This is a genomic window from Pigmentiphaga sp. GD03639 (assembly GCF_029845405.1).
Classification (GTDB): Bacteria; Pseudomonadota; Gammaproteobacteria; order Burkholderiales; family Burkholderiaceae_B; genus Pigmentiphaga; species Pigmentiphaga daeguensis.
Map to the genome: position 1 here is coordinate 94022 of NZ_JAOCLR010000004.1, position 14974 is coordinate 108995.

General features: G+C 67.6%; 13 protein-coding genes. 10 read left to right on the forward strand and 3 right to left on the reverse strand.

Going from position 1 to position 14974, the window contains the following annotated elements:
- Positions 1 to 2: 2 nt before the first annotated feature.
- The 3 genes from N5K27_RS05855 to N5K27_RS05865 all read right to left on the reverse strand — a co-directional run bounded on the left by N5K27_RS05855 (position 3) and on the right by N5K27_RS05865 (position 3844).
- The gene (locus N5K27_RS05855) at positions 3 to 986 is read right to left on the reverse strand and encodes a tripartite tricarboxylate transporter substrate binding protein (protein WP_087839206.1); all 984 of its coding nucleotides are present in this window, start codon (positions 984 to 986) and stop codon (positions 3 to 5) included.
- 90 nt (positions 987 to 1076) lie between these two features.
- Positions 1077 to 2177, reverse strand: coding sequence for an amidohydrolase family protein (locus N5K27_RS05860; protein WP_279815187.1), 1101 nt, complete (start codon positions 2175 to 2177; stop codon positions 1077 to 1079).
- Positions 2178 to 2320: 143 nt separating this feature from the next.
- On the reverse strand, positions 2321 to 3844 hold the full coding sequence (locus N5K27_RS05865; protein WP_279815189.1) for an isochorismatase family protein: 1524 nt from the start codon (positions 3842 to 3844) through the stop codon (positions 2321 to 2323).
- Positions 3845 to 3969: 125 nt separating this feature from the next.
- Between N5K27_RS05865 and N5K27_RS05870 the strand changes: the two genes are divergently transcribed.
- The 10 genes from N5K27_RS05870 (at position 3970) to truA (ending at position 14971) form a co-directional block, all read left to right on the forward strand.
- Complete coding sequence (locus N5K27_RS05870; protein ID WP_279815191.1) at positions 3970 to 4692, forward strand: GntR family transcriptional regulator; 723 nt, start codon at positions 3970 to 3972, stop codon at positions 4690 to 4692.
- A 107-nt stretch (positions 4693 to 4799) separates the two neighbouring features.
- Positions 4800 to 5264, forward strand: coding sequence for a CBS domain-containing protein (locus N5K27_RS05875; RefSeq protein ID WP_176400758.1), 465 nt, complete (start codon positions 4800 to 4802; stop codon positions 5262 to 5264).
- A 337-nt stretch (positions 5265 to 5601) separates the two neighbouring features.
- Positions 5602 to 6702, forward strand: a complete 1101-nt coding sequence (gene aroC / locus N5K27_RS05880) for a chorismate synthase (RefSeq protein WP_087839209.1) — start codon at positions 5602 to 5604, stop codon at positions 6700 to 6702.
- 103 nt (positions 6703 to 6805) lie between these two features.
- A complete protein-coding gene (locus tag N5K27_RS05885) occupies positions 6806 to 7603 on the forward strand; it encodes a M48 family metallopeptidase (protein WP_087839230.1) in 798 nt (265 codons plus the stop codon).
- A gap of 177 nt (positions 7604 to 7780) precedes the next feature.
- Complete coding sequence (gene leuC / locus N5K27_RS05890; RefSeq protein WP_087839210.1) at positions 7781 to 9184, forward strand: 3-isopropylmalate dehydratase large subunit; 1404 nt, start codon at positions 7781 to 7783, stop codon at positions 9182 to 9184.
- 11 nt (positions 9185 to 9195) lie between these two features.
- The gene (gene leuD, locus N5K27_RS05895) at positions 9196 to 9864 is read left to right on the forward strand and encodes a 3-isopropylmalate dehydratase small subunit (protein ID WP_087839211.1); all 669 of its coding nucleotides are present in this window, start codon (positions 9196 to 9198) and stop codon (positions 9862 to 9864) included.
- 55 nt (positions 9865 to 9919) lie between these two features.
- Entirely contained in the window at positions 9920 to 10993 is a 1074-nt protein-coding gene (leuB, locus tag N5K27_RS05900; protein ID WP_087839212.1) for a 3-isopropylmalate dehydrogenase, read from the forward strand.
- An 81-nt stretch (positions 10994 to 11074) separates the two neighbouring features.
- Positions 11075 to 12202 carry an aspartate-semialdehyde dehydrogenase gene (gene asd, locus N5K27_RS05905; RefSeq protein WP_087839213.1) on the forward strand — a complete coding sequence of 376 codons (1128 nt, stop codon included), beginning with the start codon at positions 11075 to 11077 and terminating at the stop codon, positions 12200 to 12202.
- A gap of 176 nt (positions 12203 to 12378) precedes the next feature.
- The gene (locus N5K27_RS05910) at positions 12379 to 14169 is read left to right on the forward strand and encodes a FimV/HubP family polar landmark protein (RefSeq protein ID WP_279815195.1); all 1791 of its coding nucleotides are present in this window, start codon (positions 12379 to 12381) and stop codon (positions 14167 to 14169) included.
- A gap of 10 nt (positions 14170 to 14179) precedes the next feature.
- Entirely contained in the window at positions 14180 to 14971 is a 792-nt protein-coding gene (gene truA, locus N5K27_RS05915) for a tRNA pseudouridine(38-40) synthase TruA (protein WP_279815197.1), read from the forward strand.
- Positions 14972 to 14974: the final 3 nt, after the last annotated feature.

A 14974-nucleotide genomic window follows, 5' to 3' on the forward strand; every position in this document is an offset into this window, starting at 1 on the left:
GATCATTTCGCGATCCCCGCGTCGGCGATCACTTTCTTCCACCGGGTCGCCTCGGCGTCGATCAGCGACGAGAACTGCGCGCGGCTGGTATTGCCGGTCAGCATGCCCATCTCCGCATAGCGCTTGCGCACCTCCGGGTCGGCCAGCGCCTGCCGGACGGCCGCGTTGAGCTTGTCCAGCACGGCGGGATCCGTGCCCTTGGGCGCGGCCAGCCCTATCCAGCTGCCCGTCTGCAGGGCGCCGAAGCCCGCTTCCGCGGTGGTCGGCACGTTGGGCAGGATGTCGAGCCGTTCGCTGGCCGCGACCGCGATGGGCTGGATCGTGCCGGCCTTGAGCGGGCCCGCGATGGGGCCGGCGGTGTAGAAGGCGACGTTGACATCGTTGCGCAGCAGGGCGAGCACGACGGGGGGCGAGCCATTGAACGGGACATGGGTCATCGAGACGTTGGCCAGGTTCGCGAAGAACTCGGCTGCGAGATGGGGCGGGGTGCCGATGCCCGGCGAGCCGAAGTTCACCTTGCCCGGCCGCTCCTTCGCGTAGGCGGCCAGTTCGCGCAGGCTGCGGGCCGGCACGGCGGGATTGACGACGACGATCGTGGGCGCGTTGCTGATCAGCGCGATGGGATCGAACGCCGTCAGCGGATCGAAGGTCATGTCGCGGTAGAGATACTGGTTCGTCGCGAAATTGTTCACGGCACCCAGCAGCAGCGTATAGCCGTCCGGGGCGGCGCGCGCCACGTCCGCGGCGCCCAGGTTGCCGGAGGCGCCGGGCTTGTTCTCGATGACGAGCGGCTGCCCGAGCTGCTTTTCCATCAGCGGCGCGATCAGGCGGAAGCTGACGTCTCCCAGCCCACCTGCCCCGTAGGGATTCACGATGCGTATGGGCCGGGACGGATAGGCATTGTTTTGCGCCCAGGCCGCGCCATGGGCGGCCAGGGGCAGCAGCACGAGGGAATATCGGGCAAGGCGATGGTGGAACGGCTTCATGGAATCTCTCCTGGAGTGACGTTTCTCCTTACCGGTGGGCGCGCCGCAGGCCGGATGCCTGGCGGCGCGCCGCGCCTTTCGCTCCGTGTATCAGGGCTCCCCGTAGAAGTTGGCGGCGTTGTCGTACAGGAACTTGCGCTTCTGCTCCTTGGTGAGGTCCTGGCGCTCGATGATCTCCATCGCGGCGTTGTCCCGCCCTTCGCCATGGGGGAAATCCGAGGAATAGAGAAGCTGGCCATCGCCCAGCAGCTTGAGCTCGTGCGCCAGCATGGCGTCGCTGGATTCGGGGCCGAGGTAGATGCGGCCCGACTTCACCAGGTCGTCCACTTCGCTCTTGGGCAGCATGCTGGGGTCGGCCATCCGGCCCTTGTTGACCTCGGCGTACTGCTTCATGCGCCCCACCGAATAGAAGATCCATTCGCCGCCGAACTCCAGGAACGCGACCTTCAGGCTGGGATACTTGTCCAGCATGCCGTGGCCGGCCATGGCCATGAAGGCCAGTTGCGCGGGCATGGCCTTGCCGATCATGTTGGCGTCCTGGATCGACTCGCACAGTTGGGCCAGCGGTGGGAAGCTCATGGCCATGTGCACGCACAGGGGCAGCCCGGTGCGCGAGAACTCGTTCCAGATCGGCTCGAAGCTCGGGTGCGACAGCATGCGGTCGCCCACGGTCCCGAACACCACGGCGGCGGCCGCGCCCATGGCGACCATTTCTTTCATGGCCAGCCGGGCCTGCTCGGCGTCCCGCATGGGCAGCAGGCCGACCCAGCGCAGACGCTTGGCGGCATCCCGGCAGCGCGTGCCGATGTAGCGGTTGTAGGCCCGGAAGAGTTCGCCTTCCAGCGTCGCGTCCGCGGCGATGGTGGCGTATATCGTGCTGGGGAACAGGACCTGGACGTCGATGCCCAGTTTGTCCATCGCGGTGAGCCGGTCGGCGACGTCGCCCAGCGTGACACAGCCGACCGGCAGGGAGAAGGCGGTGAAGTCGCCGGCCCGGGCGCGGTTGGCGCCGTATTCCTCCAGCACCATGCCGGGGGTGTTGGCGGCGTGGGTGCCGGGTCCGAACGGGTGCGGCTCGATGCGGCCGTCCACCAGCCATGCCGTGCCCCAGTTGCCGAGCTCGTGGCCGTCGCCGAACTTGACTGGCCGCGGACGCCGCAGCCAGTACTGTTTGGGAAGGGTTTCCCACATTTCCGGGGTCATTAGAACGTGGGCATCTGCATCATAAATCTTGAATCCTTCAAGCATGTTCAGTCCTTTCACGTAATGATGGGGAAAGCAGCAGGGCTACTGGGTCAGTGGGTGGGCAAGTTCCTCCTTCGCGGTGGCGGCATTCAACCCGACAGGCCCATCAGCCGCAGCGCGGCCTGGGAAAGGGCGGAGTCGGGAGCGTTCAGGTGGGTCACGATTTCGTAGTGATTCGTGGCGGGCAACTGCATCAATTCCACCTGCCTGTCCTGTTCCTGCGCGGCGCGGACGAAGTCGCGCGCCTGCCGCTGGAATTCGGGACTTTCGCGGTCGCCGATCGCGACGACCGCCGGGCAGTTCAGGCGGGACAGGTGCCGGATCGGGCTGTAGCGCTCGATCTCGTCCGGCTGGAGTTTGACGTAGCCGCTGCGGGCGCTGAGCATCACGGGATGCAGGTCGTACATGCCGCTGATCAGCAGCGCGCTCTTGACCAGGTCGGCGGGCAGGTGCAGGGATTCCCAGTCGGTGGTGGCCAGGACCGCGGCCATGTGCGCGCCGGACGAGTGGCCCGACAGGTGGATGCGGTCCGGGTCGCCGCCGAAGCGGGCGGCCTTGGCCCGGACCCAGGCCAGCGCGCGGCGGGTCTGGGCGATCATCTCGGGCAGGCGCACCTCGGGTATCAGCGAAAAGTCCAGCACCACCAGCACGCCGCCCGCGGGAACCACGGTGCGGGCCAGGAAGGACTCGTCGTCCTTGCTCAGATTGCGCCAGCCGCCGCCGTGCACATGGACGTGGATGGGCGCGCCTTGCCGCTGCGCCGGAAAGATGTCCAGGGTCTCGTGGGGGCCCGGGCCATAGGGAACGTGCCGGTGGTGCGGATATTCCTCGCGGGCGCCGGCGCTGGCCTGCGCGTACCAGGCCAGCATGGCGTCCCGGTTGTCGGCCCAGGCGCGCTGGTCATAGGCGCGATCCAGTTCTTCCTGCGTGTAGTCCAGGTAGACGCGCGCGGACGGCGTCTTCCAATGCGGCGTGAGGTCGTCCAGCCGGGTCACGTCGCCCAGCAGGAAACGGACGTTGTTCAGCGTGGCATCGTGCGCGGGCTGCGTGTGCGAGGCCACGCAGTCCTCGGGCACGACGCAATGGAACCCCAGGGCGTTCGCGTGCCGCAGCGTGGCTTCGACGCAGATGTTGGTCTGGACGCCCGCGAAGACCAGGGTGCGGATGCCGCGGGCGCGCAGCTCGTGTTCGAGCGTGGTGCCGACGAAGCCGTCGTAGCTGTGTTTTTCCAGTACCGGTTCGCCGGACAGGGGTTGGACGCCGTACCAGTCGTAGCCCCAGGTGTCGCGGTCGCAGCAGACTTCGGTGATGCCTTGCTCGGCCAGCTTGGTGCGCATGGATGCGGGCAGCAGGTCAGGCCGGTAGCAGGCGCGCAGCCAGAAGACCGGGACGCCGCGTTCCCGGGCGGTGTCGACCAGCGACCGGAGCCGGGGCACGATGGCCCCGCAGGCGGCGATGTCCTTGCCGATGACTCGCTCGACGTAGCCGCCGGGGGCGCAGAAGTCGTTCTGCATATCGATCACGAGCAGCGCGGTGTGGGAAACGTCCACCCGGGCCGCCAGGGAAAGGAGGGGCTGCGCATCCGATAAATCGCGATAGGCGTCGGCTTTCAATTCCTTCTCCATAATCGATGATTTTTTTATTTTCGATTTTTTTGTGATTTTTAGGAATAATCGATTATCTGTCAATAGAAAGATGATTTGGGCCGCGTGTTACGATGAATCAAAAGACGAGGGGCATGATGAAACTGGCATCGGTCTTGCCGGCTGGGCAGCCGGCTCCGAGCACGGGACAGAATTTCGCAAGCACGATTGCGACCCGGTTACGCAACGACATCGTTTCCGGCAGGCGTCCTCCAGGTGCCAGGCTTTCCATCGAAGAACTCAAGGGGGACTTCGGCGTCAGCCTTTCCCCGCTGCGCGAGGCCCTGGCCAGGCTGGCCACCGAGGGCTTCGTGGTCAACGAAGACAAGAAAGGGTTCAAGGTCGCGCCGGTGTCGCGCGAGAACCTGCTCGAGGTCGCGAAGCTGCAGTCCACGCTCGAACCCATGGCCTTGCGCGAATCGATCCGGCACGGCAACCGGGACTGGGAGGACGGCATCGTCCTGACCCACCACCGGCTGTCGCGCTACGAGCGTCCCGAACAGAAGGACGGCGGGGGCGTCGACGAGTGGGAGGCGCATCACCGCGAATTCCACCTGGCGCTGCTGGCGGCCTGCCGCATGCCGCTGGCCCTGATGGTGTGCGATTCGCTCCAGCATTTCAGCGCGCGCTACCGGCGCCTGTTCCTGGCGTACAAGCCCTTCGATCGCGACGTTGCCCAGGAGCACCGTTCGCTGGTGGACGCGACGCTGGACCGCAAGGAGGACCTGGCCGCGGAGATCCTGGCCGAGCACATCGAGCGAACAGCTCGAAACATCCTGGCGGCGCTGGATGCGGGCGGCGTGGCGGCGGCGAGTTGAAGCGCTTTTCGAGGCGCGCTAGGATAGCTGCATGGCCATGCACGAGCCGATATATTTTCAGTTCCGCCCCATAAACAGAACCGGCGTGCGTGGCTCAGGAGGCCGTCATGATCAAAGTCAGTGAAATCCTGCGCGTCAAGGGCGACGCGCTTTATACCGCCAGCCCCGATACCCCCGTCGCGCAGGTCGTCGATACGATGGCCCTGCAGGACATCGGCTCGCTGGTCATCATGGAGTTCGGCGAACTGGTGGGCATGCTCACCTTCCGCGAAATCATCCGGCACCTGCAGGCCAACGGCGGCTCCCTGGGCACTACCACCATCCGGTCGATCATGGACGACGCGCCGGTCACGGTATCGCCCAACACCGAAGTCAACGAGGTGCGGCGCCTGATGCTCGACAAGCACGCCCGCTACATCCCCGTCATGGACGGCCGCATGCTGCTGGGGGTGATCTCGTTCTACGACGTCGCCAAGGCCGTGCTCGAGGCCCAGGGCTTCGAGAACCGCATGCTCAAGGCCTACATCCGCGACTGGCCCGGCGAGCAGCGCGAGACCGAAGGAACGCTGTAGGGAAGAATCCCCCCCCTACGCGCTTACGCGCGCCCCCCAGGGGGCGAAACCGGCGGACTGGCGGAGCCAGATCCGCGGTTTCCTGGGTCTAGCGCTAGCTTCTTGGACTGGAGCACCGTTGCTACCGCTGGCAGCCAGCGAAGCACGGTTGCTGCAATCCAAGAAGCTAGCGCTAGACCCAGGATGTGGTGGATCCGGCTTTGCCGGTCCACCCGCATCGCCCCCTCGAGGGGGCCCGCGCAAGCGGGTAGGGGGTGGGCTTCCCTTCAGGGTGGGCTTCCCTTCAGGGCTACAATCGAGGGGTACAATACGGCGTCCCTATCGGAGTCCAGATTTCATGCCCGGCAGCACCCTCGGAGAGCTTTTTTGCGTCACCAATTTCGGTGAATCCCACGGACCTGCCGTCGGCTGTGTGATCGACGGCTGCCCGCCCGGGATGGCGCTGGCCGAGGCCGATATCCAGGTCGAGCTGGACCGCCGGCGTCCCGGCACGTCGCGCCACGTCACCCAGCGGCAGGAACCCGACCAGGTCGAGATCCTGTCCGGCGTGTACGAGGGCAAGACCACCGGCACCCCGATCGCGCTGCTGATCCGCAACCAGGACGCGCGCAGCAAGGACTACAGCAACATCGCGGAAACCTTCCGCCCCGGGCATGCCGACTACACCTATTGGCACAAGTTCGGCATCCGCGATCCACGTGGTGGCGGCCGTTCATCGGCCCGCCTGACGGCACCCACGGTAGCCGCCGGGGCGGTGGCCAAGAAGTGGCTGGCCGAACGCTACGGCGTGCGGGTGCGCGGCTACATGAGCCAACTGGGCGACATCCAGATCCCGTTCGAGGACTGGGACGCGGTCCACACCAATCCCTTCTATGCGGCCGGCAACAGCCGCGTGGCCGAGCTCGAGGCCTACATGGACCAGTTGCGGCGCGACGGCGACTCGGTGGGCGCGCGCATCGAGGTGGTGGCCGAGAACGTGCCGGTGGGCCTGGGCGAGCCCGTGTACGGCCGCCTGGATGCCGACATCGCCTATGCCATGATGGGCCTGAACGCGGTGAAGGCGGTCGAGATCGGAGCCGGTTTCCACAGCGTCGAGCAGCGCGGCACCGAGCATGGCGACGAACTGGCGCCGGAGGGTTTCCTGTCGAACAACGCCGGCGGCATCCTGGGCGGCATCTCCACCGGCCAGCCGATCACGGTGTCGCTGGGCATCAAGCCCACCTCCAGCATCCGCAGCCCCCGCCGGTCCATCGACAAGCTGGGCGCGCCCACCGTGGTCGAGACCCACGGGCGCCACGACCCCTGCGTGGGCATCCGCGCCACGCCCATCGCCGAGGCGCTGCTGGCCCTGGTGCTGGCCGACCATGCGCTGCGCCACCGCGCGCAATGCGCCGACGTGTCGGTCGAAACCCCCCGGCTGGGCCTGGCGCGCGGATAAAGAAAGTAACAGGGGTTTTGGGGCAAAATTGCCGCCTTGGCGTTCTTGTCTCGGGGGCAGCATGAAAAAAACCCAACGTTCTCCTGTCTTGCGCCGCGCCGCGATGGCCGCGGCGGCCCTGGCGCTGGTGGCGGCGGCCGGCTGCGAGTCGGTCAACACCACCCAGGGCGGTACGATAGGCATCGACCGCACGCAGCGCATGTCCAGCCTGGTGTCCGAGCAGCAGCTCGACCAGCAGGCCGTCCAGCTCTACCAGCAGACGCTGTCGGGGGCGCGCAGCAAGGGGCAGCTCAACACGAACGCCTCTCAACTCGCCCGGGTGCGGACGATTTCCCAGCGGCTGATCGCACAGGTGGGCGTGTTCCGGCCCGATGCGACCAAGTGGAAGTGGGAAGTCAACGTCATCGACGACAAGGAAGTGAACGCCTGGTGCATGCCGGGCGGGAAGATCGCCGTCTATACCGGGCTGATCAATACGGTGAAACCGACGGACGATGAACTGGCGGCGGTGCTGGGCCACGAGATCGCGCACGCGCTGCGTGAGCACGCGCGCGAGCGGGCGTCGGAGCAGATGGCGACGAGCATGGGCTTGAGCGTGCTGGCGGCGATCACCGGATCGCAGGCGAGTTCTGACCTGGGCGGGGCGCTGGCCAATGTGATGTTCGGGCTGCCGAACAGCCGGTTGCACGAGACGGAGGCGGACCGGATGGGGGTGGAGCTGGCGGCCCGGGCGGGGTATGACCCGCGGGCGGCGGTGACACTGTGGACGAAGATGGGGCAGGTGGGCGGCTCCGCGCCGCCCGAGATCCTGTCCACCCACCCGTCGGCCGAATCCCGCATCGCGGACCTGCGGCAGGCTTCCGAGAAGGTGTTGCCGCTGTACCAGCAGGCCCGACGCTAGCGTCCTCAAGGCGGCCGTGGCGGGGCGCGCAAGCGCGCAGGGGGGGCTTAATATACAATCAAGAGTTCCCTATCCCTGAGCGGGTCCGTCGAGGCTGGTCCTCGCGCCTGGGCGACGCCGAGAGGCGCCGAGCCGCGCGGCTGTTCATGAGCCCGTTCACTTTTTGGCCGGAATCTCATGCCTCAGACCCTTTACGACAAGCTGTGGGACGCCCACGTCGTCCATCAGGAAGAAGACGGTACCTGTCTGATCTACATCGATCGCCACCTGGTCCACGAAGTGACCAGCCCGCAGGCGTTCGAAGGGCTGAAGCTGGCCGGTCGTCCGGTCTGGCGCATCAGCGCCAACCTGGCGGTGGCCGACCACAACGTGCCCACGCACAATCGTGACAAGGGCATTGCCGATCCGGTCTCGCGCCTGCAGGTGGACACGCTGGATGCCAACTGCCAGGACTACGGCATCGTCGAGTTCGACATGGGCGACCGTCGCCAGGGCATCGTGCACGTGATCGGGCCGGAGCAGGGCGCGACGCTGCCGGGCATGACCGTCGTCTGCGGCGATTCGCACACCAGCACGCACGGCGCCGTGGCCGCGATGGCCTTCGGCATCGGCACGTCCGAGGTCGAACACGCGCTGGCCACGCAGACGCTGCTGGTCAAGAAGAACAAGAACATGCAGGTGCGCGTCGAAGGCAAGCTGCCCGCGGGCTGCACCGCCAAGGACCTGGTCCTGCACGTGATCGGCAAGATCGGCACGGCGGGCGGCACGGGGCATGCCATCGAGTTCGCCGGCAGCACGATCCGCGACCTGTCCGTGGAAGGGCGCATGACCATCTGCAACATGGCCATCGAGGCCGGCGCGCGCGTCGGGCTGGTGGCGGTGGACGAGAAGACCATCGAGTATTTCCGCGGCCGTCCCTACGCGCCCAAGGGCGAGGCCTGGGACCAGGCCGTGGCGTACTGGAACACGCTGCATTCGGACGAAGGCGCGCATTTCGATCGCGTGGTCGAGATCGACGCGGCCGAGATCCAGCCGCAGGTGACCTGGGGCACGTCGCCCGAGATGGTGCTGCCGGTGGGCGCGAACGTGCCGGATCCGGCCAGCGAGAAGGACGAAACCCGCCGTTCCGGCGTGGCCCGCGCGCTGGAGTACATGGGCCTGACGGCCAACATGCCGATCACCGATATCAAGATCGACAAGGTCTTCATCGGCTCGTGCACCAACTCGCGCATCGAGGACTTCCGTGCCGCCGCGGCGGTGCTGCGTGGCAAGCGCATCGCGTCCAACGTCAAGCTGGCGCTGGCGGTGCCCGGTTCGGGCTTGGTCAAGGCGCAGGCCGAGCAGGAAGGCCTGGACAAGATCTTCATCGAGGCCGGCTTCGAATGGCGCGATCCCGGCTGCTCGATGTGCCTGGCCATGAACGACGACCGGCTCGAGCCGGGCGAGCGCTGCGCCTCGACCTCGAACCGCAATTTCGAGGGCCGGCAGGGCGCGGGCGGCCGCACCCACCTGGTGAGCCCCGCGATGGCGGCGGCCGCCGCCGTGGCCGGTCATTTCGTCGACGTCCGCAAGGTCAACTGAGGTAGAACATCATGCAAGCATTCACCACTCATGAAGGCCTGGTGGCGCCGCTGGACCGCGAGAACGTCGACACGGACCAGATCATCCCCAAGCAGTTCCTGAAGTCCATCCATCGCAGCGGCTTCGGTCCCAACCTGTTCGACGCCTGGCGCTACCTGGACGAAGGCCAGCCCGGCATGGACAACAGCAAGCGGCCGCTGAACCCGGACTTCGTGCTGAACCAGCCGCGCTACCAGGGCGCTTCCATCCTGCTGTCGCGCAAGAACTTCGGCTGCGGCTCGAGCCGCGAGCATGCGCCGTGGGCGCTGGACCAGTACGGTTTCCGCGCGGTGATCGCGCCGTCGTTCGCCGACATCTTCTTCAACAACTGCTTCAAGAACGGCGTGCTGCCCATCGTGCTGTCGGAAGAGGACGTGGACAGCCTGTTCAAGGAAGTGGAGGCCAAGGAAGGCTACCGGTTGACCATCGACCTGGACCGCCAGGTGGTGGCGACGCCGTCGGGACGCGAACTGTCGTTCTCGATCGATACGTTCCGCAAGTACTGCATGCTCAACGGCCTGGACGAGATCGGCCTGACGCTGCGCCATGCGGACAAGATCAAGGCCTTCGAGCAGAAACGCCTGGCCGCCCAGCCCTGGCTGGACGTTCCGGCCCTGCGCGGCACCCAGGCCGGCCGCTGACACCGCACTCCGCCGGCCCCGCTGGGCCGGCCCCGACCCTGAATCAAGAGCCACAATGACACAACATATCGCAGTGCTGCCGGGCGACGGCATCGGTCCCGAGATCATCGAACAGGCCGTGCGCGTGCTGACTTCGCTGGGCGAATCGTTCAAACTCGAAGAACAGCCGGTGGGCGGCGCCGCCTATGAAGCGTCCGGCCATCCGTTGCCGCCGGCCACGCTCGAACTGGCCAAGAAGGCCGATGCGGTGCTGTTCGGCTCGGTGGGCGACTGGAAATACGACAAGCTCGAGCGCGCGCTGCGTCCCGAGCAGGCCATCCTGGGCCTGCGCAAGAACCTGGGCCTGTTCGCCAACCTGCGCCCGGCCATCCTGTATCCCGAGCTGGCCAATGCCTCGTCGCTCAAGCCCGAGGTGGTGTCGGGCCTGGACATCCTGATCATCCGCGAACTGACCGGCGATATCTATTTCGGCCAGCCGCGCGGCGTGCGCACGGCCCCGGACGGCGCGTTCGCGGGCCAGCGCGAAGGCTTCGACACGATGCGCTACGCCGAGCCGGAAATCCGCCGGATCGCGCACGTGGCCTTCCAGACCGCCCGCAAGCGCCGCGGGAAGTTGTGCAGCGTCGACAAATCCAACGTGCTGGAGACCTTCCAGTTCTGGAAGGATATCGTCACCGAGGTCGGCAAGGAGTATCCTGACGTGGAGCTCAGCCACATGTACGTGGACAACGCCGCCATGCAACTGGTGCGCGCGCCCAAGCAATTCGACGTGATCGTGACCGGCAACATGTTCGGCGACATCCTTTCCGACCAGGCTTCCATGCTGACGGGTTCCATCGGCATGCTGCCGTCCGCCTCGCTGAACGAGACGGGCAAGGGCCTGTACGAGCCCAGCCACGGCTCGGCGCCCGACATCGCGGGCAAGGACATCGCCAATCCACTGGCGACCATCCTCTCGGCGGCGATGATGCTGCGCTATTCGCTCGACAAGGCGGCCCAGGCCGACCGGATCGAGGCAGCCGTCAAGAAAGTGCTGGAGCAGGGCCTGCGCACGGCCGACATCTACGAAGAAGGCACGACTAAGGTCGGCACTGCCGAGATGGGCAGTGCCGTGATCAAAGCTCTGTAACCAGCCTGCGTGTCGCGCCCCCCCGGGTGTGATGCGCCCGGCAAACAGTTTCAATCTGGACTACTTGTTAGGGGTGTGTAAATGAAAGCAGTTGGTCTGGTCGGCTGGCGTGGCATGGTCGGTTCCGTGCTCATGCAGCGCATGCGCGACGAAAACGATTTCTCGCTGATCGAGCCGGTGTTCTTCTCCACCAGCAACGCCGGCGGCGCGGCGCCCTCGTGGGCGCAGGGCGCCGGCCCGCTGCAGAACGCGTTCGACATCGAGGCGCTGAAGAAGCTGCCCATCATCGTCACGGCGCAGGGCGGCGACTACACCTCCGAGGTCTATCCCAAGCTGCGCGCCGCCGGCTGGGACGGCATCTGGATCGACGCGGCCAGCACGCTGCGGATGAAGGACGACGCCGTCATCGTGCTCGATCCCGTCAACCGCAACGTGATCGACCAGGCGTTGAAGAAGGGCGTCAGGAACTACATCGGCGGCAACTGCACGGTCAGTTGCATGCTGATGGGCCTGGGCGGCCTGTTCGAGCACGACCTGATCGACTGGATGACCAGCATGACCTACCAGGCCGCTTCCGGCGGCGGCGCGCAGCACATGCGCGAGCTGCTGACCCAGTTCGGCCTGCTCAACGCCACGGTGTCCGGCCTCCTGGCGGATCCGGCCTCGGCCATCCTGGAAATCGACCGCACGGTGCTGGCCAAGCAGCAGGACGGGTCGCTGCCGCAGGAACACTTCGGCGTGCCGCTGGCGGGCAACCTGATCCCCTGGATCGACAAGGACCTGGGCAACGGTACCTCGCGCGAGGAATGGAAGGGCGGCGCCGAGACCAACAAGATCCTGGGCCGGGGCGAGGGCTTCGGCTCGTCGCCCATTCCCATCGACGGCCTGTGCGTGCGCATCGGCGCCATGCGCTGCCACAGCCAGGCGCTGACCATCAAGCTCAAGAAGGACGTGCCGCTGGACGAGATCGAGGGCATGCTGCGCGAGAACAACCAGTGGGCCAAGGTCGTTCCCAACACGCGCGAGGCGTCGATGCAGTCGCTCACGCCCGTGGCCGTCACGGGCACGCTGGACATCCCGGTCGGCCGCATGCGCAAGCTGGCGATGGGCCCCGAGTACCTGAGCGCCTTCACCGTGGGCGACCAGCTGCTGTGGGGCGCGGCCGAGCCGCTGCGCCGCATGCTGCGCATCGCCCTGGGCGAACTCTGATCCCCGGGCTTGCATCAGAACGTACCTGAGCTTGCGACGGTAAGTCTCTGATGCTACAAGGAGGCCCGGCAGGCGCCGACCTGCCGGGATGACCAACCGCCAGACTGTTCGCGGGGGCTTTTGCGCATGGGATTAGGATGAACGGACTTTCCGACCGAGAGACAGGCCGTCCGGCCTTGACACACAAGCGTCCGCGCGCGGGCGGTCCATCGGCGGGGCTGCTGGCGCTGGGATTGGCGGCCGGGGCCCTATCGGCGGCGCAGGCCGCCGACCTGGGGGCGTTGAAGGTCCTGTCCGCATCCGGCGAACCGCTGCGTGCCGAGATCGCGGTCAATGCCGCGACACCCCAGGAAGCCGGCACGCTGAAGGCGGCCATCGCGCCGCGGGACGTCTACCGCCAGACCCAGTTGGAATACAGCGAGGCGCTGGCCAACCTGACGCTGCGCATCGAAGACCGTCCGGACGGACGCAAGGTGGTCAGCATCGCGTCGGCGGCGCCGCTGGACGTTCATGTCCTGGACCTGCTGGTGGAGCTGACCTGGAACATGGGCCGCTTCATCCGCCAGTACACCTTCATCCTGGATGCGCCGGCGCCCAAGGCGCAGGCGGCCGAGACGCAGTCCGCGCCCGCGGCCCTGGAGGTCAAGCCCGGCGATACCTTGTTCGGCATCGCGGGCCGCCTCAAGCCCGAAGGCGCGTCCATCTACCAGACCCTGGCGGCGCTGCTGCGCGCCAACCCCCAGGCCTTCGTCGACGGCAACATGAATCGGCTGCGCGCCGGCGCATCGCTGTCCGTGCCCGGCGCGGACGACGTGGAGGCGATCGACGCGGCGCAGGCGGCGGCCTTGTTCTCCAGCCAGGCCGAGGCCTTCGAGGCTTATCGCCAGCGGGTGGCGGGCGGCGCGAGGCAGGTGCCGGCCGGCGCGTCCACGGGCGGCGCCGAGTCGCGGGGCGATATCGCGTCTTCGGCCGGATCGCAGGCGGAGTCCGGCTCGAAGGAGGGCGATGCCCTCAAGCTTTCCAGTGGCGGCCAGGAGACGGCCGCCGGCGGCGAGCAGACCACGCGCGACCGCCTGGAGGAAGAGCGCGACGCCACCGTCAAGGCCATGCGCGAGGCGCAAGAGCGGGTCGAGGCCTTGCAGGGCAATGTCGAGGCCATGCGCGGCCTGCTCGAGGCGCAGAACGAAACCCTGGCGAAGATGGAGCAGCAGGCCCGCGACCGCGCGGCCGATGCCACGGGTCCCGCGGAAGCCGCGCCAACCGCGCCAACCGCGCCAACCGCGCCAACCGCGCCAACCGCGCCAACCGCGCCAACCGCAGATCCCGAGGCACGGCCTTCTCTGGCCGCCTCGGTGGCCGACAAGGTCCGCGACCACAGCGTGGCGGTGCTGGGCGCCATCGTCGCCGTGCTGGCGGCCCTGCTGGGGGCCTTCGCGCTGCGCCGCCGTTCGGCCCGCGCCGAGGCGGAAGAGGCGCGCGAGGCGGCGCGCATCGAGGCCGAGAACGCCAATGAGGAGGCCGACGCGTTGCCGCCGGCCGGGAGTACCGCACCCGTCAACCACCTGCGCGACTGGGATGACATCCCGCCGTTCCCCATTCCCGATGATCTGCCGCCACGCGTGGAAGGCGAGCCCGACGACTATCCGGACGACGACGAGCCCGAGGACGCCGGCCGTCCCGTGGCGGTGCCGCCGGCCGCCGCGGCGGCCTTCGGCCTGGACCTGAACCTGGATGCCCCCGCGCCGGCCTCGCCTGCCCAGGACGCGTCCAGGCCGCCTCCCGCGCCGGGCATCGACCTGAATACGGACCTGGATGCGCCGGCCGGCATGGCCGCCAAGCTGGACCTGGCCAAGGCCTACGCCGACATGGGCGACCGCGCCGGCGCGCGCGAGCTGCTGGAAGAGGTCCTGCGCGACGGCGACTCGGACCAGCGCGAACGGGCGCGGGCGCTGCTCGCCTCCTGGTAGGGCCGCCCGCATGCCGCGCATCGCGCTGGGGCTGAGCTACGACGGCGCCCCCTGGTTGGGCTGGCAGACCCAGCCGCACCGGCGAACCGTGCAGGACCGGCTGGAGTCGGCCCTGGCCGACTTCGTCGGCCAGCCGGTGGCCACCACCTGCGCGGGCCGCACCGATACCGGCGTGCATGCCGCCCAGCAGATCGTGCATCTGGATACCGGGGTATTGCGTCCCGAACAGGCCTGGGTGCGCGGCGTGAACGCGCACCTGCCGCCCAGCATCGCGGTGCGCTGGGCCCGCGAGGTGCCGGCCGATTTCCACGCCCGTTTCTCCGCGCGTTCGCGTTCCTATGTCTACCTGCTGCTGGACGATCCCGTGCGCTCGCCGCTGTGGACGGGCCGCGCGGGCTGGAGCTTCCGGCCACTGAACCTGGAGGCGATGCGGTCGGGGGCTGCCCATCTGCTGGGCGAACACGACTTCAGCAGTTTCCGCTCGTCCGAGTGCCAGGCCGCCTCGCCGGTGCGTACGATGCACGAACTCGGCATCGAACGGCGCGGCCGGCTGGTGGTCTTCACCCTGCGCGCCAATGCCTTCCTGCACCACATGGTTCGCAACATCGTGGGGGCGCTGGTGTACGTGGGGCAGGGCAGGCAGCCCGCCGACTGGATGCCCGCGCTGCTGGCCGAGCGCAACCGGACCAAGGCCGCGCCCACGTTCTCGCCCGACGGCCTGTACCTGACGGCCGTGGGCTATCCCGGCGACTACGGCCTGCCGTCCACCGACGCGACCGACGAGATCCGCCAGGGACGCTGATCC

Excerpts from the sequence above, each read along its gene's own strand:
- leuD (WP_087839211.1), top strand. The coding sequence starts at position 9,196 with ATGCAAGCATTCACCACTCATGAAGGCCTGGTGGCGCCGCTGGACCGC.
- truA (WP_279815197.1), top strand. The coding sequence starts at position 14,180 with ATGCCGCGCATCGCGCTGGGGCTGAGCTACGACGGCGCCCCCTGGTTG.
- N5K27_RS05860 (WP_279815187.1), bottom strand. The coding sequence starts at position 2,177 with ATGTGGGAAACCCTTCCCAAACAGTACTGGCTGCGGCGTCCGCGGCCA.
- N5K27_RS05870 (WP_279815191.1), top strand. The coding sequence starts at position 3,970 with ATGATGAAACTGGCATCGGTCTTGCCGGCTGGGCAGCCGGCTCCGAGC.
- asd (WP_087839213.1), top strand. The coding sequence starts at position 11,075 with ATGAAAGCAGTTGGTCTGGTCGGCTGGCGTGGCATGGTCGGTTCCGTG.
- N5K27_RS05875 (WP_176400758.1), top strand. The coding sequence starts at position 4,800 with ATGATCAAAGTCAGTGAAATCCTGCGCGTCAAGGGCGACGCGCTTTAT.
- leuB (WP_087839212.1), top strand. The coding sequence starts at position 9,920 with ATGACACAACATATCGCAGTGCTGCCGGGCGACGGCATCGGTCCCGAG.
- aroC (WP_087839209.1), top strand. The coding sequence starts at position 5,602 with ATGCCCGGCAGCACCCTCGGAGAGCTTTTTTGCGTCACCAATTTCGGT.
- N5K27_RS05855 (WP_087839206.1), bottom strand. The coding sequence starts at position 986 with ATGAAGCCGTTCCACCATCGCCTTGCCCGATATTCCCTCGTGCTGCTG.
- leuC (WP_087839210.1), top strand. The coding sequence starts at position 7,781 with ATGCCTCAGACCCTTTACGACAAGCTGTGGGACGCCCACGTCGTCCAT.
- N5K27_RS05885 (WP_087839230.1), top strand. The coding sequence starts at position 6,806 with ATGGCCGCGGCGGCCCTGGCGCTGGTGGCGGCGGCCGGCTGCGAGTCG.